This is a genomic window from Streptomyces sp. NPDC001717, from assembly GCF_042892775.1.
GTDB lineage: Bacteria > Actinomycetota > Actinomycetes > Streptomycetales > Streptomycetaceae > Streptomyces.
This window is the reverse complement of the sequence record NZ_JBIAUK010000002.1, coordinates 55,378-78,506: the sequence shown is the minus strand read 5'-3', so window position 1 is coordinate 78,506 and position 23,129 is coordinate 55,378. Positions and strand designations below refer to the sequence as shown.

General features: G+C 70.9%; 24 protein-coding genes and 3 pseudogenes. 18 read left to right on the top strand and 9 right to left on the bottom strand.

Features of this window, described 5'->3' with window-relative positions:
• The first annotated feature begins 4 nt into the window (after nucleotides 1-4).
• Nucleotides 5-289: a hypothetical protein gene (locus ACFYZL_RS04875; RefSeq protein ID WP_384742921.1), complete on the top strand. Its 285-nt coding sequence runs from the start codon at nucleotides 5-7 to the stop codon at nucleotides 287-289.
• On the top strand, nucleotides 289-594 hold the full coding sequence (locus tag ACFYZL_RS04870; protein ID WP_384742919.1) for a barstar family protein: 306 nt from the start codon (nucleotides 289-291) through the stop codon (nucleotides 592-594). Before ACFYZL_RS04875 ends, ACFYZL_RS04870 begins: the two co-directional genes overlap by 1 nt.
• Here ACFYZL_RS04870 and ACFYZL_RS04865 read toward each other — a convergent pair.
• Nucleotides 595-1,418 (bottom strand): annotated as a pseudogene (locus ACFYZL_RS04865) (IS5 family transposase).
• Between the two features lie 295 nt (nucleotides 1,419-1,713).
• Nucleotides 1,714-3,501: a PucR family transcriptional regulator gene (locus ACFYZL_RS04860; protein ID WP_388676042.1), complete on the bottom strand. Its 1,788-nt coding sequence runs from the start codon at nucleotides 3,499-3,501 to the stop codon at nucleotides 1,714-1,716.
• 264 nt (nucleotides 3,502-3,765) lie between these two features.
• Here ACFYZL_RS04860 and dnaK point away from each other — a divergent pair, with 264 nt between their 5' ends.
• From dnaK to ACFYZL_RS04815, 9 genes are all read left to right on the top strand, one after another.
• Complete coding sequence (gene dnaK / locus ACFYZL_RS04855; RefSeq protein ID WP_384742914.1) at nucleotides 3,766-5,661, top strand: molecular chaperone DnaK; 1,896 nt, start codon at nucleotides 3,766-3,768, stop codon at nucleotides 5,659-5,661.
• Between the two features lie 9 nt (nucleotides 5,662-5,670).
• Entirely contained in the window at nucleotides 5,671-6,285 is a 615-nt protein-coding gene (locus ACFYZL_RS04850) for a nucleotide exchange factor GrpE (protein ID WP_384742911.1), read from the top strand.
• 6 nt (nucleotides 6,286-6,291) lie between these two features.
• Nucleotides 6,292-7,242, top strand: a complete 951-nt coding sequence (locus ACFYZL_RS04845) for a DnaJ C-terminal domain-containing protein (RefSeq protein ID WP_384742908.1) — start codon at nucleotides 6,292-6,294, stop codon at nucleotides 7,240-7,242.
• Complete coding sequence (locus ACFYZL_RS04840; RefSeq protein WP_388676037.1) at nucleotides 7,239-7,646, top strand: chaperone modulator CbpM; 408 nt, start codon at nucleotides 7,239-7,241, stop codon at nucleotides 7,644-7,646. Before ACFYZL_RS04845 ends, ACFYZL_RS04840 begins: the two co-directional genes overlap by 4 nt.
• Nucleotides 7,637-10,276 (top strand): ATP-dependent chaperone ClpB, encoded by a 2,640-nt coding sequence (gene clpB, locus ACFYZL_RS04835; protein ID WP_388676034.1) that lies wholly within the window; start codon nucleotides 7,637-7,639, stop codon nucleotides 10,274-10,276. The genes ACFYZL_RS04840 and clpB overlap by 10 nt, the downstream gene beginning before the upstream one ends.
• Complete coding sequence (gene trxA / locus ACFYZL_RS04830; RefSeq protein ID WP_388676031.1) at nucleotides 10,273-10,731, top strand: thioredoxin; 459 nt, start codon at nucleotides 10,273-10,275, stop codon at nucleotides 10,729-10,731. Before clpB ends, trxA begins: the two co-directional genes overlap by 4 nt.
• Before the next feature lie 70 nt (nucleotides 10,732-10,801).
• Nucleotides 10,802-11,065 carry a UBP-type zinc finger domain-containing protein gene (locus ACFYZL_RS04825; protein ID WP_376613969.1) on the top strand — a complete coding sequence of 88 codons (264 nt, stop codon included), beginning with the start codon at nucleotides 10,802-10,804 and terminating at the stop codon, nucleotides 11,063-11,065.
• Entirely contained in the window at nucleotides 11,065-12,816 is a 1,752-nt protein-coding gene (locus ACFYZL_RS04820) for an FAD-dependent oxidoreductase (RefSeq protein WP_388676027.1), read from the top strand. The genes ACFYZL_RS04825 and ACFYZL_RS04820 overlap by 1 nt, the downstream gene beginning before the upstream one ends.
• Nucleotides 12,817-12,918: 102 nt before the next feature.
• Complete coding sequence (locus tag ACFYZL_RS04815; protein WP_384742894.1) at nucleotides 12,919-14,052, top strand: hypothetical protein; 1,134 nt, start codon at nucleotides 12,919-12,921, stop codon at nucleotides 14,050-14,052.
• Between the two features lie 507 nt (nucleotides 14,053-14,559).
• On the opposite strand, the gene ACFYZL_RS04810 is transcribed toward ACFYZL_RS04815, so the two are convergent.
• The 3 genes and pseudogenes from ACFYZL_RS04810 to ACFYZL_RS04800 form a co-directional block, all read right to left on the bottom strand.
• The gene (locus ACFYZL_RS04810; RefSeq protein ID WP_384742891.1) at nucleotides 14,560-14,817 is read right to left on the bottom strand and encodes a hypothetical protein; all 258 of its coding nucleotides are present in this window, start codon (nucleotides 14,815-14,817) and stop codon (nucleotides 14,560-14,562) included.
• A gap of 61 nt (nucleotides 14,818-14,878) precedes the next feature.
• The gene (locus ACFYZL_RS04805; protein ID WP_388676911.1) at nucleotides 14,879-15,580 is read right to left on the bottom strand and encodes a B12-binding domain-containing protein; all 702 of its coding nucleotides are present in this window, start codon (nucleotides 15,578-15,580) and stop codon (nucleotides 14,879-14,881) included.
• 225 nt (nucleotides 15,581-15,805) lie between these two features.
• A pseudogene (locus ACFYZL_RS04800) lies at nucleotides 15,806-15,985 on the bottom strand (MerR family DNA-binding transcriptional regulator); the annotation flags it as partial.
• Nucleotides 15,986-16,176: 191 nt separating this feature from the next.
• Here ACFYZL_RS04800 and ACFYZL_RS04795 point away from each other — a divergent pair.
• The 5 genes and pseudogenes from ACFYZL_RS04795 to ACFYZL_RS04775 form a co-directional block, all read left to right on the top strand.
• Nucleotides 16,177-16,776 (top strand): annotated as a pseudogene (locus ACFYZL_RS04795) (cryptochrome/photolyase family protein); the annotation flags it as partial.
• A 282-nt stretch (nucleotides 16,777-17,058) separates the two neighbouring features.
• A complete protein-coding gene (locus ACFYZL_RS04790) occupies nucleotides 17,059-18,591 on the top strand; it encodes an SDR family oxidoreductase (protein ID WP_384742885.1) in 1,533 nt (510 codons plus the stop codon).
• Nucleotides 18,592-18,725: 134 nt separating this feature from the next.
• Nucleotides 18,726-19,265 carry a DUF4383 domain-containing protein gene (locus ACFYZL_RS04785; RefSeq protein WP_388676021.1) on the top strand — a complete coding sequence of 180 codons (540 nt, stop codon included), beginning with the start codon at nucleotides 18,726-18,728 and terminating at the stop codon, nucleotides 19,263-19,265.
• A 7-nt stretch (nucleotides 19,266-19,272) separates the two neighbouring features.
• Nucleotides 19,273-20,001: an SDR family NAD(P)-dependent oxidoreductase gene (locus ACFYZL_RS04780; protein ID WP_388676018.1), complete on the top strand. Its 729-nt coding sequence runs from the start codon at nucleotides 19,273-19,275 to the stop codon at nucleotides 19,999-20,001.
• 22 nt (nucleotides 20,002-20,023) lie between these two features.
• On the top strand, nucleotides 20,024-20,203 hold the full coding sequence (locus tag ACFYZL_RS04775; RefSeq protein WP_384742880.1) for a DUF6480 family protein: 180 nt from the start codon (nucleotides 20,024-20,026) through the stop codon (nucleotides 20,201-20,203).
• 321 nt (nucleotides 20,204-20,524) lie between these two features.
• On the opposite strand, the gene rpsR is transcribed toward ACFYZL_RS04775, so the two are convergent.
• From rpsR to rpmG, 4 genes are read right to left on the bottom strand one after another with little or no spacing between them, the layout of a single operon-like run.
• A complete protein-coding gene (gene rpsR, locus ACFYZL_RS04770; protein WP_388676015.1) occupies nucleotides 20,525-20,761 on the bottom strand; it encodes a 30S ribosomal protein S18 in 237 nt (78 codons plus the stop codon).
• Nucleotides 20,762-20,800: 39 nt separating this feature from the next.
• Entirely contained in the window at nucleotides 20,801-21,943 is a 1,143-nt protein-coding gene (locus ACFYZL_RS04765) for a CobW family GTP-binding protein (protein WP_388676012.1), read from the bottom strand.
• Complete coding sequence (locus ACFYZL_RS04760) at nucleotides 21,940-22,188, bottom strand: type B 50S ribosomal protein L31 (protein ID WP_384742873.1); 249 nt, start codon at nucleotides 22,186-22,188, stop codon at nucleotides 21,940-21,942. Before ACFYZL_RS04760 ends, ACFYZL_RS04765 begins: the two co-directional genes overlap by 4 nt.
• 31 nt (nucleotides 22,189-22,219) lie before the next feature.
• A complete protein-coding gene (rpmG, locus tag ACFYZL_RS04755; RefSeq protein ID WP_030162346.1) occupies nucleotides 22,220-22,384 on the bottom strand; it encodes a 50S ribosomal protein L33 in 165 nt (54 codons plus the stop codon).
• 69 nt (nucleotides 22,385-22,453) lie between these two features.
• Here rpmG and rpmB point away from each other — a divergent pair, with 69 nt between their 5' ends.
• Entirely contained in the window at nucleotides 22,454-22,690 is a 237-nt protein-coding gene (rpmB, locus tag ACFYZL_RS04750) for a 50S ribosomal protein L28 (RefSeq protein ID WP_384742870.1), read from the top strand.
• The gene (gene rpsN / locus ACFYZL_RS04745) at nucleotides 22,690-22,995 is read left to right on the top strand and encodes a 30S ribosomal protein S14 (protein ID WP_384742868.1); all 306 of its coding nucleotides are present in this window, start codon (nucleotides 22,690-22,692) and stop codon (nucleotides 22,993-22,995) included. Before rpmB ends, rpsN begins: the two co-directional genes overlap by 1 nt.
• The last annotated feature ends 134 nt before the right edge of the window (nucleotides 22,996-23,129 follow it).

The following is a 23,129-nucleotide window of genomic DNA, read 5'->3' as shown; positions in this document are numbered from 1 at the left end:
GCCCGTGGTCCCGGGTGCCCGGGTCTTTCTCCTCGGCCGTGAGGCCGGCGAGAGCACATTCGAGGAAGTCGCGACGTTCGGCGGCCCGGACGGCCGCTTCTTCGCCGCGGACGGCCTGCTGTACTCCTCCTCGCAGGCCGGCCTGGAGTTCTGGGATCCGATCAGCGGCTCCCGCCTCGGCAGCCTCGCCGGTTTACGGCCCGCCCACCACGACCTGGCTCGCGGCGAACCAGGACCTGTCTGTTTGGAACTCCGACGCCTCGGAAGCGCGCTGACTACTCTGTCGTGATGGCCAAGAGGAATGAGTCGGAACTGGTGGTCGACCTGCGGGGTAGGCCGATCGAGACGCTCGACGATTTCTGGGACGCCGTGGCTGAGCCTTGCGGACTACCGGATTGGTTCGGCCGGAACACGGAAGCCTGGCGGGACACCATCCAGACGCGGGGCATCTCCGAGGTCATCGATAGCCATGACGTCCTGGTCGTGCACGTGGACAAACGAGGCGTCTTCGCTGCCCGGAACCGTGAGGCCCGAGCCCTGCGAAGCGCTTTCTCGGGGAAGCAGTCGCGCCTGGTCGTGCACGAGCTGCTCTGATCACCGCGTCGAGCGGGACCAGATCAGGATGGCTGCCAAGTGCGAAGCAGCCTCGTAGGTCAGGGCAAGCTTGTCCGTGCGCATGGCCAGACCACGCCATTGCTTCAAGCGGTTGATACACCGTTCGACGGTGTTGCGCTGCTTGCATGCCTTCGCGTCGAAACCTGGCGGCCGACCTCCGGCTCGCCCTCTCCGCAGTCGGTGTCCGACCTGGTCAGCTGCGGATCGCGCGCGAAGAATAGGCGCGGTCCGCGAGGACGGCCTCCGGTCGAGTCCGGGGGCCTGCCGAGTCCGCTTCGGGGGACGCGGATTCCGGCCATGACGGCCTCGAATTCCGGAGCATCGCCCGCCTGGCCGGCGGTGACGTGGAGGGCCAACGGCCGTGCCCGGTTGTCGCTGGCCAGATGTACTTTCGTACTCAGGCCGCCACCAGAACGTTCGAGTGCGTGGGCGTGGGGTTCTGACCGTCGCGCGGCCCCTTTTTCACAGCCCCAGCCGCGTGCTGGTGGGCCCGGCAGATGGTGGCGTCCACCGAGACCGTCCATTCCACGTCGTCATCGGCGTCGGCGGTGGCCAGGACGGCGGCCAGGATCCGTGCCCAGGTACCGTCGACGGCACACCTGATGAGGCGTTCGTGGGCCGTCTGGAAGGAGCCGAGTTCCCCCGGCAGGTCCCGCCAGGGCGAACAGGTGCGGTACTTCCACGCAATGGCCTCAAGGGTGCGGCGGTGGTCGGCCCATCGCCGACCGCGGGACCGGAGCGGCCGGCATCAGCGGCTCGATCCGGTCCCACCTGGCATCAGTGATCACTAACCGGATGGACATGTCCGCTCAACCGACCAGCCGCCCCGGTCCGGCGGCGGCCCCGAGTCCGCCGCCGCTGGAAGGATCCTCGGATCCCGGCACGCAGTATCGCCCGCGAGCACATGGACGCCCTCCACGCCTTCCTGCTCCGGCGCACCGTCTACCTCGTCGAAGCCCACCCGCCCGGCACCGAGGAACGTCGGATGGCCGACACCCTGCACCGGGCCGTCGCCCGGACCTGGGCGGAGCTACAGGACTGCCTGGAGGTCGCGGACGTCCGCACCGACAACACTCCGATCGACAGTTCCAGTGCGCTTCAGCCGGATCCGCCCAGCACGATCTTCCACACTCGGGTCGCCACCTGGAGGTTGAGCCGGTCCTCGACGTTCGCCAGGTCGTTGCCGCTGATGTCACGGATGCGCTTGAGTCGGTAGCGCAGCGTGCTGCGGTGGATCGCGAGGGATTCGGCGGTCTCGTCGTAGTTGCCGCCGCAGTCGAAGTACCGGGACAAGGTCTCCACCATGGCCGCGTGGTGCCGGGAGTCGTAGTCGATGAGCTGCCCGAGCCACTCGTGGACGAACGTTTCCAGCTCCCGGTAGTCGTTGCCGGGTCCCAGGACGCGGTAGAGGCCGAGTTCGTCGAAGAACGTCGTGCCATAACGCTCCGTGGAGTGGCGGCGCACTTCCAGGGCGCGCTGCGCCTCCTGGTAGCGGTGGGGGATGGCGTCCAGGGATTCGCACGCAGCGCTCACGCCGATCGTCCCGGACCGTGTTCCGGTCTCCCGGGCGAGCGCCTCGTACAACGCGCTCGCGTCCGGCCTGTCGTCTGCGACCAGCACCACGTGGTCGGAACGTCGGGTCAGCAGCGAGCGCATGCCCACGTCAGCAGCCGCCCGGCCCACGGTCTGCGCGAAGGAATCGTCCGCGGTCCGGTTCGACCACTGCACCACGATGATGTAGTGGCTGCGGTGCAGGTCGTGCCCGACTGCCTCGGACCGCGCGTAGGCGCTCGCCTCGTCCGTCCCTGCGAGGAGGTCCTCGACGAGCTCGCCGTGCAGCCTCAGCTCCACTTCGGCCAGGTTCCGCAGGTGCGCCAGCTCCAGAGAGAGCGACGTGGCGGCGTGTTCCAGCGCGAGCACGGTGTGCTCGTCCGTCTCGCCCCGGGCACCGACCACGGCGAGGACGCCCAGGATCTCGACGTGCGGGCGGATCAGGGCGACCAGCCGGTCTCCCATCCGTACCGGCCCGACCTCCCGGGCAATGGCGTGCAGCATTTCGGCCTGGCGCACGGGGTCCGGTTCCGGATAGGGGTCGGGGCGGTCGGGGCCCGTCCAGGACCTCAGCCGACCGAAGCGGTCCTCGACCAGCGCAGGGAGCCCAGTGAGCTCGTGCAGTGCGCGGGTGATGGCTTCCTCGCCGCCGCCCGAGGCGGCGACGTCGGCCATGAGCGCGTGGACAGCCCGCTGATGCCCGAGCTCAGCCGCCACGGAGACCAGCTGCTCCTGGAGGGCTTTCCGCTCCTCCCTCAGCAGCCGCAGCTCGAGCACGTCCTCGCGCCGGCGGCGGTGTGTGAACGCGACTGACAGCGCAGCAGCGGTGTGTCGGACGAGCGTGGCGAGGAGGAAACGTTCGGATTCGCTGGGCCGGGAGCGGGACGTCACCACGAGGTATCCGTGGAGTCCCTCCTGCCCGCGTAGCCCCAGGGCCCGGCCCCACGGTCGGCCGGGTACCGTGACGGGCCCGTCCTGCCCGGTCAGCTCGCGCACCCTCCGGTCCACGGCCACGGCGTGGCCACGGCTGCCCCTGGGGCAGCGAACCAGGTCACCGTTTACCTTCAGGTATCCGGCCTCGGCACTGTACGGCCCCGCGGCAGCGATGTGGTCCATGGCCAGGCGCAGGATCTCGCCTTCGTCCCGGGTCTCGAACAGGGCGCTGGACAGCACCATCAGTTCGTGGCGGGCTCCATCGGATGGGGTGGGCACGGGAACGGATCGGCGGGGGCCTCTCCGCGCGGCCGAGGGCTGCCGCCCGGCCCTGCCCCGCGGACGGTCTCGCCCTCGATCGGAGCAGTGACGGTACAGGTCGTGCGGCCGGTTGCCGGCCATGGGGTCACTCCGTTCCTCGGCCGTGTCCCTCTCTCTGACCCTACCCAGATTGTTCGGAGTATTCGTGTCGTGCTCGCAGGGCCACGGGCCCGGTGGTTCTTTGACCCGCCAGGCCCAGGCCTTCGTACTGCTCCGTGCGCGACTCTGGAACGCGCGGGGGCCAAGCGGGCGCGGACACCGGAGCCGGCGGCCGCCCCGTGCATACGTGATCAGATCCGCAGTGTCGGCGCATGCCGTCGCACGGGAGGAGTGGAGGAGTTCCTCATGGCGAAGGCAGTGGGCATTGACCTGGGCACCACGAACTCGGTGATCGCCGTATGGGAGGGCGGCGAACCTTCCGTCGTGCCCAACAGCGAGGGAAACCGTACGACCCCATCCGTGGTGGCTTTCACCGATACCGGCGAGCGCCTGGTGGGCCAGCTGGCCCGGCGCCAGGCGATCCTCAATCCCAAGGGGACCATCTACTCGGCCAAGCGGTTCGTCGGTCGGCACTACGACGAGATTTCCGACGAGGCCAGAGCGGTGGCCTACGACGTCGTCGAGGGCGACGGCGGCGCGGCCCGCTTCAAGGTGCGCGACAAGTTGTACGCGCCCGAGGAGATCAGCGCCCAGGTGCTGCGCAAACTCGCCGACGACGCCTCCAAGCAGCTGGGGGAGCGGGTCACGGAGGCGGTCATCACGGTGCCCGCCTACTTCAACGACGCTCAGCGCACCGCCACCAAGGACGCCGGAAGGATCGCGGGACTGGAAGTGCTGCGGATCATCAACGAGCCGACCGCGGCGGCCCTCGCGTACGGCATGGACAAGAAGCAGCACGAGACCGTCCTCGTCTTCGACCTGGGCGGCGGCACCTTCGACGTGAGCATCCTCGACGTCGGCGACGGTGTGGTGGAGGTGCGGTCCACAGCGGGTGACAGTCACCTGGGCGGCGACGACTTCGACCGGCGTCTGGTGGATTACCTGGCGGACGACTTCCAGAAGGAGAACGGCATCGATCTGCGCAAGGATCCTCAGGCGCTGCAACGCCTTTTCGAGGCGGCGGAGAAGGCCAAGACCGAGCTGAGCTCGGTGACGCAGACGCAGGTCAGCCTGCCGTTCGTCACGGCCGATGCCTCAGGCCCCAAGCACCTCACCGACTCGATCATGCGGTCCACGTTCGAGCAGATCACCGGCGACCTGGTGGAGCGGTGCCTGGGACCGGTCCAGCAGGCCATGGCCGACGCGAAGGTCGGCGAGAGCGATATCGACGAGGTGATCCTCGTCGGCGGTTCCACCCGCATCCCCGCCGTTCAGGCCCTCGTGCGCCGGCTGACCGGCGGCAAGGAACCCAACATGAGCGTCAACCCCGATGAGGTCGTGGCCCTGGGCGCCGCGATCCAGGCCGGGGTGCTCAAGGGCGAGGTCAAGGACGTCCTGCTGCTCGACGTCACGCCCCTGTCGCTGGGTGTCGAGACGCGTGGCGGCGTGATGACGAAGATCATCGAGCGGAACACCACCATCCCGGTGCGTCGCTCCGAGACCTTCTCCACTGCCGAGGACAACCAGCCGGCGGTCGATGTGGTGGTCCTCCAGGGCGAGCGCGAGCGGGCCGCGGACAACCGGGTGCTCGGCCGGTTCCAGCTCACCGACATCAGGCAGGCGCCGCGGGGCGAACCGCAGATCGAGGTCACCTTCGACGTCGACGCCAACGGCATCCTCGAGGTCAAGGCCCGGGACCGGGACACCGGCAAGGAACAGGGCATCACCATCAGCGAGAGCTCCAACCTGGACCGCGGCGAGGTCGACCGCATGGTCCAGGAGGCCGAGAGCAACCGGGGCCAGGACCAGGCGCTGCGCGAGGCCGTCGATGCCCGCAATGAGCTCGACGCCGTCGCCTACCAGGTCGAGAAGCGCCTCGCCGAACTGGGCGACGCCGCACCCGCGCACGAGAAGGCACGCGCCGAGATGCTCGTGTCGGATGCCCGGGCGGCGGTCAAGGAGGAGGCGGGCGCGGAGCGGGTGCGGCCCCTGACCTCCGAACTCCAGCAGGTGCTGGCAGGGCTGGTGGCGCATCAGAGCGGTGCCGCCACGGGCGGTCCGGGCCATGACACCACCGGGGACGGCGCGACCGGCGGTGGCGGTGACGACGACGTCATCGACGCCGAGTTCGACAAGACCTGAGGACCCGCCATGCCGATCCACTCCAGGGAACCCGACCCGGCCGTGCAGGACCAGGCCGGCCCGGCTCCGGAGGCCACCGAACGTCCCCGCAGGGGCCTTCCGCCCTCGGGCCCGCCGGCAGGGCCGGGGTCTGCCATGGACGAGGAACCCGGCCCTGACGCGGCCGGCGGCCCCGCACCGATCGAGGACGAGCACACGACCGCGATCCGGGAGCTGGAGGACCGCTGGCGGCGGGCGCTCGCCGACCTCGACAACCTCCGCAAGCGTCACGCGAGGGAGCTGGAGCGGGAGCGGACGGTCGAGCGTTCCCGTACAGCCGCCGCCTTCCTGCCCGTCCTGGACAACCTCGAACTCGCGCTGGCCCACGCCGGAGCCGACTCCGGCGCGATCGTGGAGGGTGTACGGGCCGTACGCGATCAGGCGGTGAACGTCCTCGAACTGCTCGGCTACCCGCGGCACGCGGAGACCGGCATCGCCTTCGACCCGGCCCGGCACGAAGTGGTCGCCGTCGTCGAGGCCCCCGAGGCGGAACCGGGGACGGTCGTCGAGGTGCTGCGCCCGGGCTACGGGGACGGCGAGAGGCAGCTCAGGCCCGCCGCCGTGACGGTCGCGAAACGGGAGTGACCGGTCATGGCACGGGACTTCTACGAGGTGCTGGGCGTGTCGCGGACCGCGAGCCAGGACGAGATCCAGCAGGCATATCGCAAGCTCGCCCGCAAGAACCACCCTGACGTCAACAAGGACCCGGGGGCGGAGGAACGCTTCAAGGACCTCAACGAGGCGTACAGCGTCCTGTCGGACCCGAAGACCCGGTCCCGCTACGACCGCTTCGGCGAGGACTTCCGAAAGATCCCCGAGGACTTCGACGAACGGGTCGCGGCCGGCGCGGGCGGCTTCCGCACCCGGAGGACCGCGGGCGCGGGAGGCCCCCGCGTCCGGTACGCCACCGGCTTCGGCGACGACTTCGAGGCGGACGGTGTCGACTTCGAGGACCTGCTCGGCTCGATGTTCGGAGCAGGCGCCGTCCGCGGCGGTGTGCCGGGAGCCGACCAGGAGGCCGAGCTGCCGCTCACCGTGGAGGAGGCGTTCAAGGGCGGCCGTCGCACTGTCACGCTCGCCGGTCCCGCCGGTCAGCCGCGGCGATACGAGGTCAACGTGCCGCCGGGCGTCACCGACGGGCAGCGCATCCGGCTGGCGGGGGAGGGCGGTCGGGGAAGCGGTGACGCCCCCGGAGGCGACCTGTACCTGCGGGTGCGCATCCGGCCCCACCCACAGTTCCGACTGGACGGCCGTGATGTCCACGTCCAGGTACCGGTCACTCCCTGGGAGGCGGCGCTGGGCGCGACCGTTCCGGTGCCCACCCCTGGCGGTGGCACGGCCAAGGTCGCCGTGCCGGCGGGCTCGTCCAGCGGTCGGCGACTGCGGCTGCGCGGTGAGGGCATGCCGGGCCCGCGCGGCGCCGACGGCGACCTGTACGCCGAACTCCGCGTCATGGTGCCGCCCACCCTGGGCGACCGGGAGCGCGAACTGTTCGAGGAGCTCGCCGCCACCTCCTCGTTCGATCCCAGGAGGACGCGATGAACGACCGACCCTCGGCAGCGGCAGGCACCGGCCGGGCCGGCGTGGGCGACCGTCCGGTACGAACGGGAGCCGACCTCACCGTCTCGACGGCTGTCCGGTACGCGCTGGTGCCCGTCCACAGACTCTCCCTGGACGCCGTGGCCCGTCTCTCGGGCCTCCACCCCGACCTGATCCGCCGGTTCGTCGCCCTCGGACTGGTCGACGCCGACCGCGACGCGGCGGGGCACCTGGCGTTCGACCCCACGGCCCCGGCGGTGCTCGCCCGCATCCAGCGGCTGCGCTCCGGACTCTGCCTCAACTACGCCTCGATCGGCCTGGTGCTCGACCTGCTCGATCGCATCACCCTGCTCGAAGCCGCCCTGCGCGGCCGCGGCACGAGGAGTGAAACACCCCCATGGACATGAACCGCCTCACCCAGAAGTCCCAGGAAGCCCTCCAGGAAGCCCAGACCGCGGCCGTCGGCATGGGGCAGACCGAGGTCGACGGGGAACACCTGCTGCTCGCACTCCTCGGTCAGGAGGACGGTCTGATCCCCAGGTTGCTGGAGCAGGCCGGCGCCGAGCCGAACGCACTGCGCGAGGCCGTCCGCGAGGAACTCTCCCGTCGTCCCAAGGTCACCGGCCCCGGCGCCTCACCCGGCCAGGTCTTCGTCACCCAGCGACTCGCCCGCCTGCTCGATGCCGCCGAACGGGAGGCCAAACGCCTCAAGGACGAGTACGTGTCCGTGGAGCACCTCCTGCTCGCCCTGGCCGAGGAGGGCTCATCGACCAAGGCCGGGCGTCTGCTCAAAGAGGCCGGCATCACCAGGGACTCGTTCCTGAGCGCGCTCACCCAGGTCCGCGGCAACCAGCGCGTCACCTCCGCCAACCCCGAAGTCGCCTACGAAGCCCTGGAGAAGTACGGCCGCGACCTGGTCGTGGAGGCCAGGGCCGGCAGGCTCGACCCGGTCATCGGCCGGGACGCCGAGATCCGCCGCGTCACCCAGATCCTCAGCCGCAAGTCCAAGAACAACCCGGTCCTCATCGGCGACCCGGGCGTCGGCAAGACCGCCATCGTCGAGGGACTCGCCCAGCGCATCGTGCGCGGCGATGTCCCCGAAGGACTGCGCGACAAGATCGTGTTCGCCCTGGACATGGGCTCCCTGGTCGCCGGCGCCAAGTACCGCGGTGAGTTCGAGGAACGCCTCAAGGCCGTGCTCAGCGAGGTAAAGGCCGCCCAGGGACGCATCCTGCTCTTCGTCGACGAACTGCACACCGTCGTGGGCGCGGGTGCCGCGGAAGGCGCCATGGACGCGGGCAACATGCTCAAGCCGATGCTCGCGCGCGGAGAACTCCACATGATCGGCGCCACCACCCTCGACGAATACCGCAAGCACATCGAGAAGGACGCCGCCCTCGAACGTCGCTTCCAGCAGGTGGTGGTCGACGAGCCGAGCCTGGAGGACACCATCTCCATCCTGCGAGGACTGCGAGAACGTCTGGAGGTCTTTCACGGCGTCAAGATCCAGGACACCGCGCTGGTCTCCGCGGCCACCCTCAGCCACCGCTACATCACCGACCGGTTCCTGCCGGACAAGGCCATCGACCTCGTGGACGAGGCGTGCGCCCGGCTGCGGACCGAGATCGACTCCATGCCCGCCGAACTCGACGAGATCACCCGCCGCGTCACCCGCCTGGAGATCGAGGACGCCGCCCTGTCCAAGGAGACCGATCCCGCCAGTGAGGCCCGCCTGGCGGAGCTGCGCAGGGAACTGGCCGACCTGCGCGCAGAGGCCGACGCCAAACACGCCCAGTGGGAGGCCGAACGGCAGGCGATCCGCCGCGTACAGGAACTGCGCCAGGAACTGGAGCAGGTCCGCCATGAGGCGGAGGAGGCCGAACGCGCCTACGACCTCAACCGCGCCGCCGAACTCCGCTACGGCCGCCTCCAGGACCTGGAGCGCCGGCTCGCCGCGGAGGAGGAGCAACTGGCCGCCAAACAAGGGCAGAACCGGCTGCTGCGCGAGGTCGTCACCGAGGAGGAGATCGCCGAGATCGTCGCCGCCTGGACCGGCGTCCCCGTCGCCCGTCTCCAGGAGGGCGAACGCGAGAAACTGCTGCGCCTCGACGAGATACTGCGCGAGCGCGTCATCGGGCAGGACGAGGCCGTCAAGCTCGTCGCCGACGCCGTCATCCGCGCCCGCTCCGGCATCCGCGACCCTCGCCGCCCCATCGGCTCGTTCATCTTCCTCGGCCCCACCGGCGTCGGGAAGACCGAGCTGGCCAAGACCCTCGCCCGTGCCCTGTTCGACTCCGAGGAGAACATGGTCCGCCTCGACATGAGCGAGTACCAGGAGCGGCACACCGTCAGCCGGCTCATGGGTGCCCCGCCGGGATACGTCGGCTACGAGGAGGGCGGCCAGCTCACCGAGGCCGTACGCCGCAAGCCGTACTCGGTCGTGCTGTTCGACGAGGTCGAGAAGGCGCACACCGATGTCTTCAACACCTTGCTGCAGATCCTCGACGACGGTCGCATCACCGACGCCCAGGGCCGCACCGTCGACTTCCGCAACACCGTGATCATCATGACGTCCAACATCGGCTCCGAGCACCTCCTCGACGGCGCCACCGCCGAGGGGGAGATCAAGCCCGATGCCCGCGCCCTCGTGATGGGCGAGCTGCGCGGACACTTCCGCCCGGAGTTCCTCAACCGCGTCGACGACATCGTGCTGTTCAAGCCGCTCGGTGAGCGGCAGATCGAGCGGATCGTGGAGTTGCAGTTCGACGAGCTGCGGCAACGGCTCGCCGAGCGCCGCATCACCGTCGAACTCACCGATGCGGCCCGTGAGCTGATCGCTCACCAGGGCTACGACCCGGTGTACGGGGCCCGGCCGCTGCGGCGCTACATCTCCCACGAGGTCGAGACGCTGGTGGGGCGCGCCCTGCTGCGCGGTGACGTCCAGGACGGCGCCACCGTGCTCGTCGACGCCGAGCACGCGGAGCTGGTGGTCACCTACGACCGGCAAGAGGGCCAGCGGGAAGCGAGGGCGGCGTGAACACCACCCGGACGACGACGGTGACCTGTACGAACTGCGGGCGCGGCAACCGGATTCCCGTGGCCGCCGAGGGGCGTCCCCGATGCGGACACTGCAAGCAGCCTCTGCCCTGGGTCGTCGACGCGGGCGACGACGACTTCGCCGAGGTCGCCGACAACGCCACGGTGCCCGTCGTCGTCGACCTCTGGGCGACCTGGTGCGGCCCCTGCCGCATGGTCAGCCCAGCCCTCGAACAGGTCGCCCGGGACCTCGCCGGCCAGATCAAGCTCGTCAAGGTCGACGTGGACCAGAGCCCACGGCTCAGTCGGCGGTTCGAGGTGCAGGCGGTACCGACCCTGCTCGTCCTGGACCAGGGCGAGACGGTCGCCCGGCAGGCCGGCGCGGCACCCGCGCACGTCCTGCGCTCGTGGGTCGAGGAGGCGATGGCGGGCCGGCAGACGACTGCTGGAAGGTGAACACGACGGTGATGAGGAAGACCATCGCCGGCTGTGGCCGATCAGGCCCATTCACGGAAGGAAGACCCTCATGGCCACGATTGTCGACCCGCACCTGGCGATGGTGCGCCCAGTGACGCCGCGTACCCCGGAGGGCTGCGAGGAGTGCCTCAGGGAGCATTCTCCGTGGCTGCACCTGCGCCTCTGCCTCACCTGTGGGCACGTCGGCTGCTGCGACTCCTCCCCCCTCAAGCACGCCCGACGGCATGCGGGGAGCGTCGGTCACCCCGTCGTGCAGTCCTTCGAGCCGGGAGAGGACTGGCGCTGGTGCTTCGTTCACGAGGCCCTGGTCTGATGAGCACGGCCGAGCACGAGAATGGTGCGGTCCGCGAGACACCTGATCGGTACGGGGCGTTCCCCCGGCTCACGCCGGAGCAGCTCGAGGACCTGACCGCGCACGGTGAGCGCCGCAGGACAGCCGAGGGTGAGGTGCTGTACCGCGAGGGCGAGCCGTTCCGGGAGTTTCTCGCGATCCTCAGCGGGACCGTCGAAGTCCTCCACGACCAGGGCGGCCCCGACGAGCGGACGGTGGCGGTCCACGGACCCGGCAGGTTCCTGGGCGAACTCGGGCTGCTGGAAGGCCAGGCGGCGTTCAACACCGCCGTGGTGCGCGAGGCCGGCGAGATCCTGGCCGTACCGGTGGAGCGGCAACGCGCCCTGGTCGGCAGCGACCCCGTCCTCGGAGATCTGATCCTCCGCGCCTACCTGGGCCGCAGGTACCTGCTCATCGGCCTCGGTGCAGGCTTCCGGATCCTGGGGTCGTGCTACTCACGGGACACGCTGCGGCTGCGCGAGTTCGCTGCCCGCAACCGGCTGCCCCACCGCTGGGTGGATCTGGAGAGGGACAAGGAGGCCGAGGCGCTGCTGCGCCGGTTCGCCATCCGTCCCGAGGAGACTCCGGTGGTCCTCTGGCAGGGCGAGCGGCTACTGCGCAATCCGAGCAACGCCGAACTCGCCCGGCTCATCGGGTTGCCCGCCCCCTCGCCCGAGAGCGAGCGGTGCGACGTCATGGTGGTCGGTGCGGGCCCCGCGGGACTCGCCGCCGCCGTGTACGGTGCCTCCGACGGCCTCACCACGGTCACCGTCGACGCCGTGGCCACCGGAGGCCAGGCCGCGACCTCGTCCCGCATCGAGAACTACCTCGGCTTCCCGTCCGGCATCTCCGGAGGCGAACTCATCGAACGTGCGGTCCTCCAGGTCCACAAGTTCGGCGCCCGCCTGATGGTGCCGTCGGAGGTCAGCGGGCTCACCCCGCAGGACGATGAGTACGTCGTCACGTTCACAGACGGGTCCCGGGCCCGGGCCGGCGCCGTGGTGCTGGCCTCGGGCGTGCGGTACCGCAGGCTCGAACTGCCCGGCATCGACCGCCTGGAAGGCATCGGGGTCTACTACGCGGCGACGGTCCACGAGGCCGGCCTCTGCCGGGCGGATCCGGTCGCCGTGGTCGGCGGCGGGAACTCAGCCGGGCAAGCGGCGCTGTTCCTCGCCCAGCACGCGTCCCGGGTCCACCTCCTCGTCCGGGGCAGCGACCTCAACGCGGACATGTCGCGCTACCTGGTGGACCAGGTGGAGCAGCACCCCAAGATCGAGCTGCTGCTCCACACCGAAGTACGGGGCGTCGCCGGCGAGGAGCAGTTGGAGTCGCTGACGGTGGAGGACAACGCAAGCCATGAGCGCCGTGAGCTGCAGGCCGCGGCGCTGTTCGTTTTCATCGGGGCCCGGCCGCGCACGGAATGGCTCGCGGGCGTGCTGGCCCTGGACGAGAAGGGCTTCGTCCTCACCGGCGCCGACGCCCGGGCGGTGGCCGACGCGAACCGGTGGGCCTCGCTGGGCCGCGAACCGATGCTGCTGGAGACCACCCTTCCCGGGGTGTTCGCCGCCGGCGACGTCAGGAGCGGCTCGGTGAAACGGGTGGCCTCGGCGACCGGTGAAGGTGCCATGGCGATCCGCCTGGTGCACGAGCACCGGGAAAGGAAGGGAAACCTGGTCACCGCCGACTCCGAAGGACGTCGGCCGGTAGCGGGCGCGTCCGTGTCCTCGCGCTGACCCCCGCCTCCGAACAGCGTGTCACCACGGCTTCGCGTTCACCCCGGGGGATCCTGTGAACCCTTGCAATCGCGGAGGGCAGCCGAGGAGGATGGTCCGGTCGTGCGGGTGTCGTCGCAGGACGTTACGGTCGTGGCTCTCTTGGCGGATCCGGACGCGCCCACGGACATCGCGCAGCGCATGGCCCGGATACTCCCCGATCGGCTCGCCGAAAAGGCGGGCCAGGGGCGACGGTTCGACGTCAAGGTGGTCAGTGAGCCATTCACCTCGGGGACCGAGGACCCGCCCACCTTGATGCGCCGGATCATGGACCGCGGAAGTGCGGAGAACTGGGACATCGTGGTGGCCCTCACCGACCTCCCGCTGCACTCACACGGGCGCAAGATCGCTGTGGATCTGAGTCACGAACACGGCCTGGCACTGCTGTCCCTTCCATCCCTGGGGGGCTTGCGGCTGCAGACGAGGGCTCGGCGGGCCGTGGAAGAAGCCGTGCTCGGTTTGGCGGGTTCGCAGGCCACCGGGGCTGAGGGGCTTCCGCCGAGTCAGCCGCCTCTGGGCCCTTTCGCCGGTCGTCTCGCGCCCATCCATCCGGGCCCGGTGGGTGAGGAGGAGACCGCCGATCTTCGATACGTCGTCAGCGGGCCGCGCGGCTACCTGCGGGTGCTCTTCGGCATGGTCCGCGCCAACCGGCCCTGGCGGTTGGTATCGGGCCTGTCGAAAGCCCTGGCGGCGGCACTCGCCACGGGAGCCATCGCCACCCTGGACTCCACCACCTGGAGCCTCTCCGGGGCCCTGAGCGCGCCACGCCTCGTGATCGCCATGGTCGGATCCGTCGGGCTCATGATCGGCTGGCTGATCGTGGACGGGGAGCTATGGCATCGATCGACTGAGGGCTCGCCGGAGGCGAGGCAGAGGGCGCGGCTCTACAACACCTCGACGGTCCTCACCGTCGGTATCGGGGCGCTCGTCTGCTACGTGGGTTTGATGGTCATCAACTTGGTGTGGGCGCTGTTCATCCTCAACGACCGGGTGTTCGCTTCCATGACAGGAACCCCGCTGCACGCCACGGAGTACCTGACGCTGTCCTGGTTCGTCGCTTCGGTCGCCACGGTGGCCGGCGCGCTGGGATCAGGTTTGGAGAGCGACGAGGCGATCCGCGCAGCCGCCTACTCCACGCGCGAAAAGGAACGTCGCCACATGCTCCAAGGCGACCACGGTGACCAGCCGGTGACCTGACTCGCAGACGCGTCGGCGGTCCTGGAACCGAACAGAGACGGGAAGGGGTACGAGCAGTGAGGGGGGCCCGAAGACAGGAGGCGGCGTGGCCGGCGCGACCCCGGGAGGGGGTCCGGCCAGGCTCGTGTCCGTGACGTGGCTGCGGGCCCTCCGGGAAGCCGTACGATCCGGGCTCACGATCGAGGAGGCGCGGTGCCGATCCCGCGGTCTCCAGGACACGTGCGGTGTACGACGCCGCCGGAGACATGGCAGCTGCACGGCGTGTTCTGGGAGACGCGTGCCGCGACGGTGGCCGACGTCCGTCACGAATGGCGCGAGGACTGCCCGCGGTTCCCGGTGGGCGGCTACGCGGAGCGCCCCACCGTCCGCACCTCCGATGGACGGGGCCCACCGCGGCCGGGTCGCCGTACTGCGCAAGGCGGCGGCTTGGGCGAACAGCTGAACCATGTGCCCGACGGCCCGCCCGGTTGTCCGGAGGGGCCGTCGAGCCGCCGAGCGCAGCCGGGGTCACACTTCGTGGCCTCCGCCCGTCGACCCGCCGCCGCGGACCCCGTCCCGCTCCTCGTAGTGCGCCAGAGCGAGACCCAGGCCGAAGAACGTGGGGGCCCATTCTCCGACGAAGATGCCCCACCGGTCGGCGCGCTCCAGGCTCTCGTTCCTGCTGGAGGTGAGCCAGGACGCGAGGGACAGGCCGATCGACGCGGTGGCGGCCAGGTAGGCGTGCTCGCTCGTGACCCCGGCCTCGTGCAGCTTCTTGACGATCATGATCACTCCTCTGAGAGGGAGAGTTGCATCCCCGTGCGCTCACGAAGCCGCCCGGGGGATGTCATGCAATGATCTCTTCGCTTCTCGTACCGCGTTCGGATGCGCCGGCGGGTGCGGTCCGCACGGTCCGCGCCGTCCGCTCCCCTTCGGGACGCGCTTCGCCGGCCGGGCTGCCGGCGGAGAGCATGATCCTCACAGCGTCCCTCAGCCCGTGCGGCCGCAGGAGTTCCGGGTCCGGACGCGGCCCCCATCCCGGGCCGCACAGCAAGACGTGGCTGCGGGTCCGGGCGCCGTGCACCCCCCAGCGCAGTGCCGCGAGGTGACGCGCCATCGGAAGGTCGGCGGTGTTCCGGGATTGCGACCACAGGCCGACGGCCACCGGAGCGACTCGGCGCACGGAGGCCTCCAGGGCATCGACCGGTACCGATCCGCCCAGCATCAGGACGCGTTGGCCGCGATCCCTCAGAGCGGCGGTGAGCGCCTCCAGGGGAAGGGTGTGCTGCTCGCCCGGCAGGCATGCCAGCAGGACCGGGCGAGTGTCCGCCGGCCTGCCGCGAGCCATCGCGCCCGCGTAGGCGTACCTGAGGGCTGCGGAGATGTGCCAGGACAGCATGTGTTCCACCTCCACGTACCGGTCCTCGGACGACTCCCATTTGCGCCCCACGTAGCGCAGGGTCGGCATCAGTACGTCGTCCCACGCGGCGATCAGGCCGTACGTTTCGATCGAGGTCATGATCTGCTCGTGCACGGCCTCGGCGTCCATGCGTACCGCTGCCCGGGCGAGCCCCCGGCCGCGCCGCCGCGTGTCCCCTGGCGGCGAGGTCTCTCCGTGAGGATCGTCCGGACCGGTCGACGACTCGACCCGTGCCTGCCGGAGGGGTGCCGCTGCCGGGGCCGGTCCGGACGCGCGGACCTCGGCGGCGTGAGCCTTCGCGGCGCGGGCCGCCTCGGCCGGGGGCACGCCCTCAGCCGTCAGACGGCACATTTCCCGGACCATCGCGACGTCCGGGGCCGTCCATCGCCGGTGGCGTCCCTCGACCCTCGTCGCGGGTCCCAATCCGTAGCGACGGTCCCAGGAACGCAACGTGGTGGGGGAGATGCCGAGCTCCCGCGCGAGGCCCCCGGTCGTCACACCGGCCCCGGAGCCGCGGCCCCCGTTCCCGTCCATCTTCGCCTCCACTGGTGCAGTGCACGTGTCACATCGACGTGTTCTCCGTGCGTGCGGTGTGTGGATGCGCCCCGACGGGGATCCAGGAGGAGCAGGGCGGGCACGGCGTCGCCGGGGACACCGGTCGGATGAGATCGCGTTCCTCGTCGCCCCGGTGACTTCCGGACAGGCGGTGGTCCGGTGGTACCGCGCACCGGCAGCGAGTGGCCCACCTGGTGCTTTCCGCCATGCGTCACCGTGCCGCCGAGCTGGGGGACCGTGTCCGCTACGTGCGCGCCGAGACCTACGCGGCGGGTCTGCGCCAGGTCGTCGGCGATGCTCCGGTGACCGTCCACCACCCCACGTCATGGGCTGCGTACGGGCTGGTCGCCTCGATGGACGGGGTGCGGGTGCTGCCCGCGAGCGGCTCAGGCACGAGGACTTCTACCGGTGGATGCGCCGCGAACTCGACCTCCTCATGGACGGTGACCGGCCCGCCGGCGGGCGCTGGAACCACGACCGGGACAACCGGGAGCCACCGCCCAGCGGCATGCGCACCCTCGGCGTTCCCGCACCGTACCGGCCTCGTGAGAACGACATCGACGAGGAGGTACGGGCCGATCTGGACCGGTGGGAGCGGGACGAGGGCATCCGCTTCGTCGGCCGCGACGGGCCTCGCTCCAACCTGGGACTGCTCGACCCGCCTGCGGCACCGCGCGCCCCTGCCCGAGTGGTTCCCCGAGCCCGATGCCGACGGCGCCGCCGCACGCTGCCTCTCCACGGTGCTCGCGCAGGTCCGCGACACGGGATGGCCCCCTACTGGTCCTTCGTACACCGCCACCACACGCGGCCGGCCGCCAGCCCCGCACCGCGCGGGCCGTAACGGGGCTGGACCGCCTCCACGACATCGAACAGGTGCTGCGCGCCGACCGACGTCAGGACCGGAACCCACCCTGACACCCCAATGGACGGCGGTATGCGGCAGCGGGGCCCGCACGCGGCCTCCGACCGGAATCTCCGCGCGAACCGGGTGATCCTGAAGGAAAGGCGTCGGCCGCGGACCGTCCAGGGCGGCCACGGAAACGGAGGCTGCCGTGGACACCACTCCGCAAGAACCCCAGGTGCCGCTGTCCTGCCTGGTCACCGGGGCGAGCGGGTACATCGGTGGCCGTCTGGTGCCCGAGCTCCTGGACGCCGGCCATCGGGTGCGCTGCCTGGCCCGCTCACCCGAAAGGCTGCGCGACCACCCCTGGGCCGGCCGGGTCGAAACGGTGCGCGGGGACGTCACCGACGCGGCCGGCACCGTCGCCGCCCTGGAGGGCATCGACGTCGCGTACTACCTCGTCCACTCCCTCAACACCGGCCCGCGCTTCGAGGAACACGACCGTGACGCGGCGCGCACCTTCGCCGAGGCCGCCCGGGTCGCCGGCGTCCGCCGCATCGTCTACCTCGGCGGCCTCGTCCCGGCCGACGTGCCCGCCCACGCCCTCTCCCCGCACCTGCGCTCCCGCGCCGAGGTCGGCGAGATCTTCCTGGACGGGCCCGTCCCCGCCACGGTGCTGCGCGCCGCCGTTGTCATCGGCTCGGGCTCCGCCTCCTTCGAGATGCTGCGGTATCTCACCGAACGGCTCCCGGCCATGGTCACCCCGAGCTGGGTCGGCACCCGCGTCCAGCCGATCGCCGTCCGGGACGTCCTGCGCTACCTCGTCGGCAGCGCCCGCATGCCCGCTGAGGTCAACCGGACCTTCGACATCGGCGGGCCGGACATCATGACCTACGAACAGATGATGCGCCGCTACGCCGAGGTCGCCGAGCTCCCCCCACGGCTGATCCTGCGGGTCCCCATGCTCACCCCGCGGCTGTCCAGCCTCTGGATCGGCCTGGTGACCCCGGTCCCGAGAGCCCTGGCCAGGCCCCTGGCCGAGTCACTGCGCCACGAGGTGGTCTGCCGCGACCGCGACATCACGACGTACGTACCCGACGCGCCGGGACACCCCATCGGCTTCGACCGCTCCCTGGAACTGGCCCTCCAACGGGTCCGCGAGGCCAACGTCACCACCCGTTGGTCCAACGCCTCACTGCCGGGCGCGCCCAGCGATCCGCTGCCCACCGACCCCGACTGGGCGGGCGGCAGCCTCTACACCGACCACCGCTCCCGGGACACCTCCGCGGGCCCGCGCGAGCTGTGGCACATCATCGAGGGCATCGGCGGCGAGAACGGTTGGTACTCCGCCCCGCTCGCCTGGGCGGTACGCGGCTGGCTCGACCGGCTGGCCGGCGGCGCCGGCATCCGCCGAGGGCGCCGCGACGCCACCCGGCTGCGGGTCGGCGACTCGCTGGACTTCTGGCGGGTGGAGGAGATCGAACCGGGCCGCCTGCTGCGGCTGCGTGCGGAGATGCGCCTGCCCGGTCTCGCCTGGCTCGAAATGTACGTCGACCCGGACGGCAGGGGCTCCCGCTACCGCCAGCGGGCCCTGTTCCACCCGCGCGGCCTGCTCGGCCACCTCTACTGGTGGAGCGTGTCCCCCTTCCACGCCGTGGTCTTCGGCGGCATGGCCCGCAACATCACCCGAGCCGCAGAACACCTCACCGACGACGGGGGCGTCCGCCCCGGGGAACCCGGCTGACGCGGCACTGCCCGTTGGTGCGAGCTGGATATTTCGGAAGAATCGGTGCAACAACAGTGCGGCTTTTCTCCTCCGGTGGCGCTGGTCATGCTGGCTTCCTCGGGACGTGACGACGCGATCCTCCTGGAGCACCCATGCGCCTGACAGACGAATTGCCCGTGGACCACCCCCTCAGCCGCGTCTACCGGTTCGGCGCCGGCATGTGCGGGCTCATCCTCCTGGTGTTCGGCACCCTCGGCTTCGCCGGCGGCCTGGCCGCGTTCAGCACGGACGGACAGCGCATCGCCGGCCTGTCCACCAACGGACTGCTGAGCACGATCTCGGTGGTCTTCGGACTCCTCCTGATGGCCGGTGCGGCAATCGGGGGGAACTTCGCCTCGACGGTCAACACCGTCGTCGGAGTGATCTTCGTGGCCAGTGGCTTCGTCCACTTGTTCCTCATCGGTCGACCCGGCAACATCCTGGACTTCGGCCTGTCCAACGTCATGTTCAGTTTCCTGATGGGCCTCCTGGTCATGACGTTCGGGATGTACGGCCGTGTCAGCGGAGGACTGCCTCACGACAACCCGTACTGGCGCCGGCGCCACCCCGAGCAGGCCGCCCGCGAGTCGGCTGCCTCCCAGCCCCGGGCCGGTGTCGCGGACCGCCCGCCGGCCGCGCTGCCGGAGCGTTGAGGCCGTCATGGCCGATCAAGCGCCACGGGTGCTGGTGGTGGGTGCGACGGGCGCACTGGGCCGGATCGCCGTGCACGAGTTCCTCGCTCACGGCGTCCGCCTGGCCCTCGCCGGGCGGGACCGCGCGGGCCTCGCCGACCTGGCCGCCACCACCGGCGGCCCGACCCGCGTCCTCGACGCCTACGACCTCGACACCTGCACCGCTTCGGGACCGTGGGCGCTCTCCGCGCTCGGCGGCCTCGACGGCGTCCTCGTCACCATCGGGGTCGCGGGCTTCGGGCCGGCCGCCACCGTGCCGAACGCGGCCGCCGAACACCTCATGACCGTCAATGCCCTGTGCCCCATGGCCGTACTCAGAGGCGCCGTACCCGCCGTCCGCGACGGCGGCTTCCTCGCGGCCGTGACCGGGGCGATCGTCAACGCCCCGTTGACCGGGACCGCGGACTACGCCGCGTCGAAAGCCGCGTTGGCCTGCTGGCTGGGCGTCCTGGCGCGAGAGGTCCGCACGCGGCGCGTGGCCGTGGTGGATGCCCGGCTTCCTCATCTGGACACCGGTTTCGCTTCCCGAGCCGTGGTCGGCAGCCCGCCGCCCCTACAGCCGGGAGCGGATCCCGTCATGCATGTACGAGGCCTTCTCGGCGACCTGCTCGGGCACCTCGCCGGCCCCGTCCCGGGACGGTCGGCACCCGCGCACCGGAGCGGGCCGTACGCGCCCGCGACCTCGTCCCCCGACTGACGGAACGTTCATGGGAGAAATCATGTCCACACCGAAAGTACCGCCCGAAGAAACTCCGGAAGCGGAAGGCTCCACGGGATCCGCCCATCCGGAACGCCCCGACGGGGGAATGTGGGAGCATCCCTCGGTCTTCCTCCTCCTCATCGCCCTCGGAGCCGTGATGGTGGCCGCCTTCTTCATCGTCCGCATCCTGGGCATGTGAGGGCGCCTCCCGCCCGGGCCAACCTGGGTACGGCCGACAGCAGTTCGGCAACTCGACGAGGACGCCCCGCTCGTGGGGCGCGCCGAGCAGGCCGGAGCGGACGAGATCACGGCGGAACTGCTCCCCGTCCGGCGCCGGCGCCGACTCCTCCTGGTGCTGGAGGAACCCCCCGAGAGCGAACGCGAATTGCGAGAGCCGGTCCCACGCGTGCACAGGCGGCGTGCTCGCCGAGCGGCAGGTGTGGACGAAGAACAGGCCCCGACCATTGCGACCAGGCCTGGCCTGGCCGGGGGAGGCGGGCACTGAGGTCGCTGCCAAGCCCTATCGGGCGCCGTGAGGGAGCAGCGCCATTTCGCGGGCGTTCTTGATCGCGGCGGCCAGCCGGCGCTGCTGCCGGGCGGTGACGCGGGTGACGCGGCGGCTGCGGATCTTGCCGCGGTCGGAGATGAACTTCCGCAACAGGTCGGTGTCCTTGTAATCGATGAAGGTGATCCCTGCCGCGTCCAGCGGGTTGGGACGGGCCTTGAGCGGCTTGTGGGGGATCTGTCGGCGTGCCATGCGCGTTCCTTGTGGTCGTGGGTGTGAGTCCGACGGGTCTTACGGGACCGGGTCGAGGAGGGCGTCGAAGGCTGCGGGAAGGGACCTCCAGGCCTCGGGTCCCGCCGCGTATTCGGCGTCGGTCAGGAGGCAGGATTCGAGGAGCCGTTCCAGGCCGCGGCGGTCCAGGCCGGGTGAGGTGAAGACGAGGTGCTGGCAGCAGTCGCCGTGCTCGGGATCCCAGTCGAGCGAGGCTGCCGCCCGCCGCACCGGCGGGACCAGCTCCCAGGCGGCGTCGGGCAGGGACGCCAGCCAGGGGCCGGCGTTCTCCACGCACAGGGCGCCGCCCGCTGAGTCCCAGGCCAGCAGGGTGTCGGGGCGGTCGGCCAGCCAGAACCGGCCACGGCTGCGAGCGGCGGCGCAGCACAGGTCTTCCAGGGCGTCGTAGAGGCGCTCGGGGTGGAAGGGGCGGCGCCGGTGCCAGACGAAGGTCGTGACTCCTGCCTCCTCCGCCTCCTGGGGCAGCAGGGCGCAGGCCGGATGCTGGGCGGCGGCCGCCGCTTCCACGTCGAACCCGGCGAGGGCCGCCCGCGCCAGCTCGCCGGACGCGGCATCCACCCGTCGAGCGGTCGGGTGGAGCTGGGCCAGCAGGGCGCGGTCCTCGTCCTCGGCGTCGTCGCCGTCGACGAGGGCCAGCACGGGCGCGTACTCGAGCTGCCGCGCCCAAGTGTCGCCTACGGTGCGCCGGTCGGAGGCAGTGGCGGCGAGGCCCGCGTCGGCGAGGTCGTCGCCGTTGACGAGGTAGGGCAGGACGAGTGCCGGATCCACGGCAGTGATCACGCCGGTGAGGTCGAGGGAGCCGGCGCCGTGCGCGGCGACGACCTCGGCCATCGCTTTGGGCTCGACGGAGTCCCACAGTTCCACGACGGCCAGCCGGGTCGGCCCGCTTCCCGCCAGTCGTTCGAGCTCGGGGACCAGGTCCTCGCGGAGCGCGCAGCAGGCGCAGTCGTTGACGAGGGGTGTCTCGCCCCGGGACAGCTCGCCCGAGGCGTCGCGCACCACGCGCTGCACGGTGCCCTGTGCTGCCGTGGCGAGGTCGTGGTGGAGGGCGACGCTGCCGGGGACGGTGTGCAGCAGCCGGTCCACGACCTCCCTGCGGGCGTCGGAGTGGAGTCCGCCGACGATGACGACGGGCAGGATCACGCCGTGCTCCCGTAGCGGCGCCGGAAGCGCTCGACGCGGCCCGCGGTGTCCACGACACGGGCGGTGCCGGTGTGGAAGGGATGGCTCTGCGAGGAGATCTCCACGTCGATGACGGGGTAGGTGTTGCCGTCCTCCCACTCCACCGTCTTCTCGCTGGTGGCGGTCGAGCGGGTGAGGAAGGCGAAGTCGGCGGCCTTGTCGCGGAAGACGACAGGGCCGTAGGAGGGGTGGATGCCGGGCTTCATGGGGGTGTCCTTCGGGCAGTGGGGGCGGGGATCAGCGCTCTTCGCGGAAGTCGACGTGCCGGCGGACCACCGGGTCGAACTTGCGCAGCACCATGCGGTCCGGGTCGTTTCGCCGGTTCTTGCGGGTGACGTAGGTGTAGCCGGTGCCGGCCGTGGAGCGGAGCTTGACGATCGGGCGTACTTCGTTGCGAGCCATGCCGCTACTATACGGCAATGGAAATCATTTCCAACAAGAACTTCCTCAAGAGAAGGGGCGGGTAGCACCTTGTCCGCGCACTGCCAGTTGACCGGAGCCGAGCCGGGCTTCGGCAACAACATCTCCCACTCGCACCGGCGCACTCCCCGCCGCTTCGACCCCAACATCCAGCGCAAGCGCTACTGGCTGCCGAGTGAGGGGCGCCATGTCCGCCTGACCTTGAGCGCGAAGGCGATCAAGACCGTCGACGCCATCGGTATCGAGGCCGCGGTCGCCCGGATCCGCGCCCGGGGGGTGAAGGTCTGATGGCCAAGAAGAGCAAGATCGCCCGTAACGAGAAGCGCAAGGTGGTCGTCCGGCGGTACGCCGCGAGGCGCGCCGAGCTGAAGGAGGTCCTGCGGCGGCCTTCCTCGACGCAGGCCGAACGGGACGTGGCGCTGGGGGAACTGTGCAAGCAGCCCCGCAACGCGAGCGCCACCCGGGTGCGCAACCGGGACAGCGTCGACGGCAGGCCCCGCGGCCACCTTCGGAAGTTCGGCCTCTCCCGCGTCCGGATGCGCGAACAGGCACATGCCGGGTTCCTGCCCGGAGTCACCAAGTCGTCCTGGTAGGAGCGGCCGCTCGGCCGCCATGAGCAGGAAGGCCGGCTGCACGTGGTCGGCCGGTTCGTACCCGTCACACTGCGAAACGCCCGGCCGGCCCTCCCTCGCGGCCGGCCGGGCCCGCCCCGACTGGCCCCAACCCC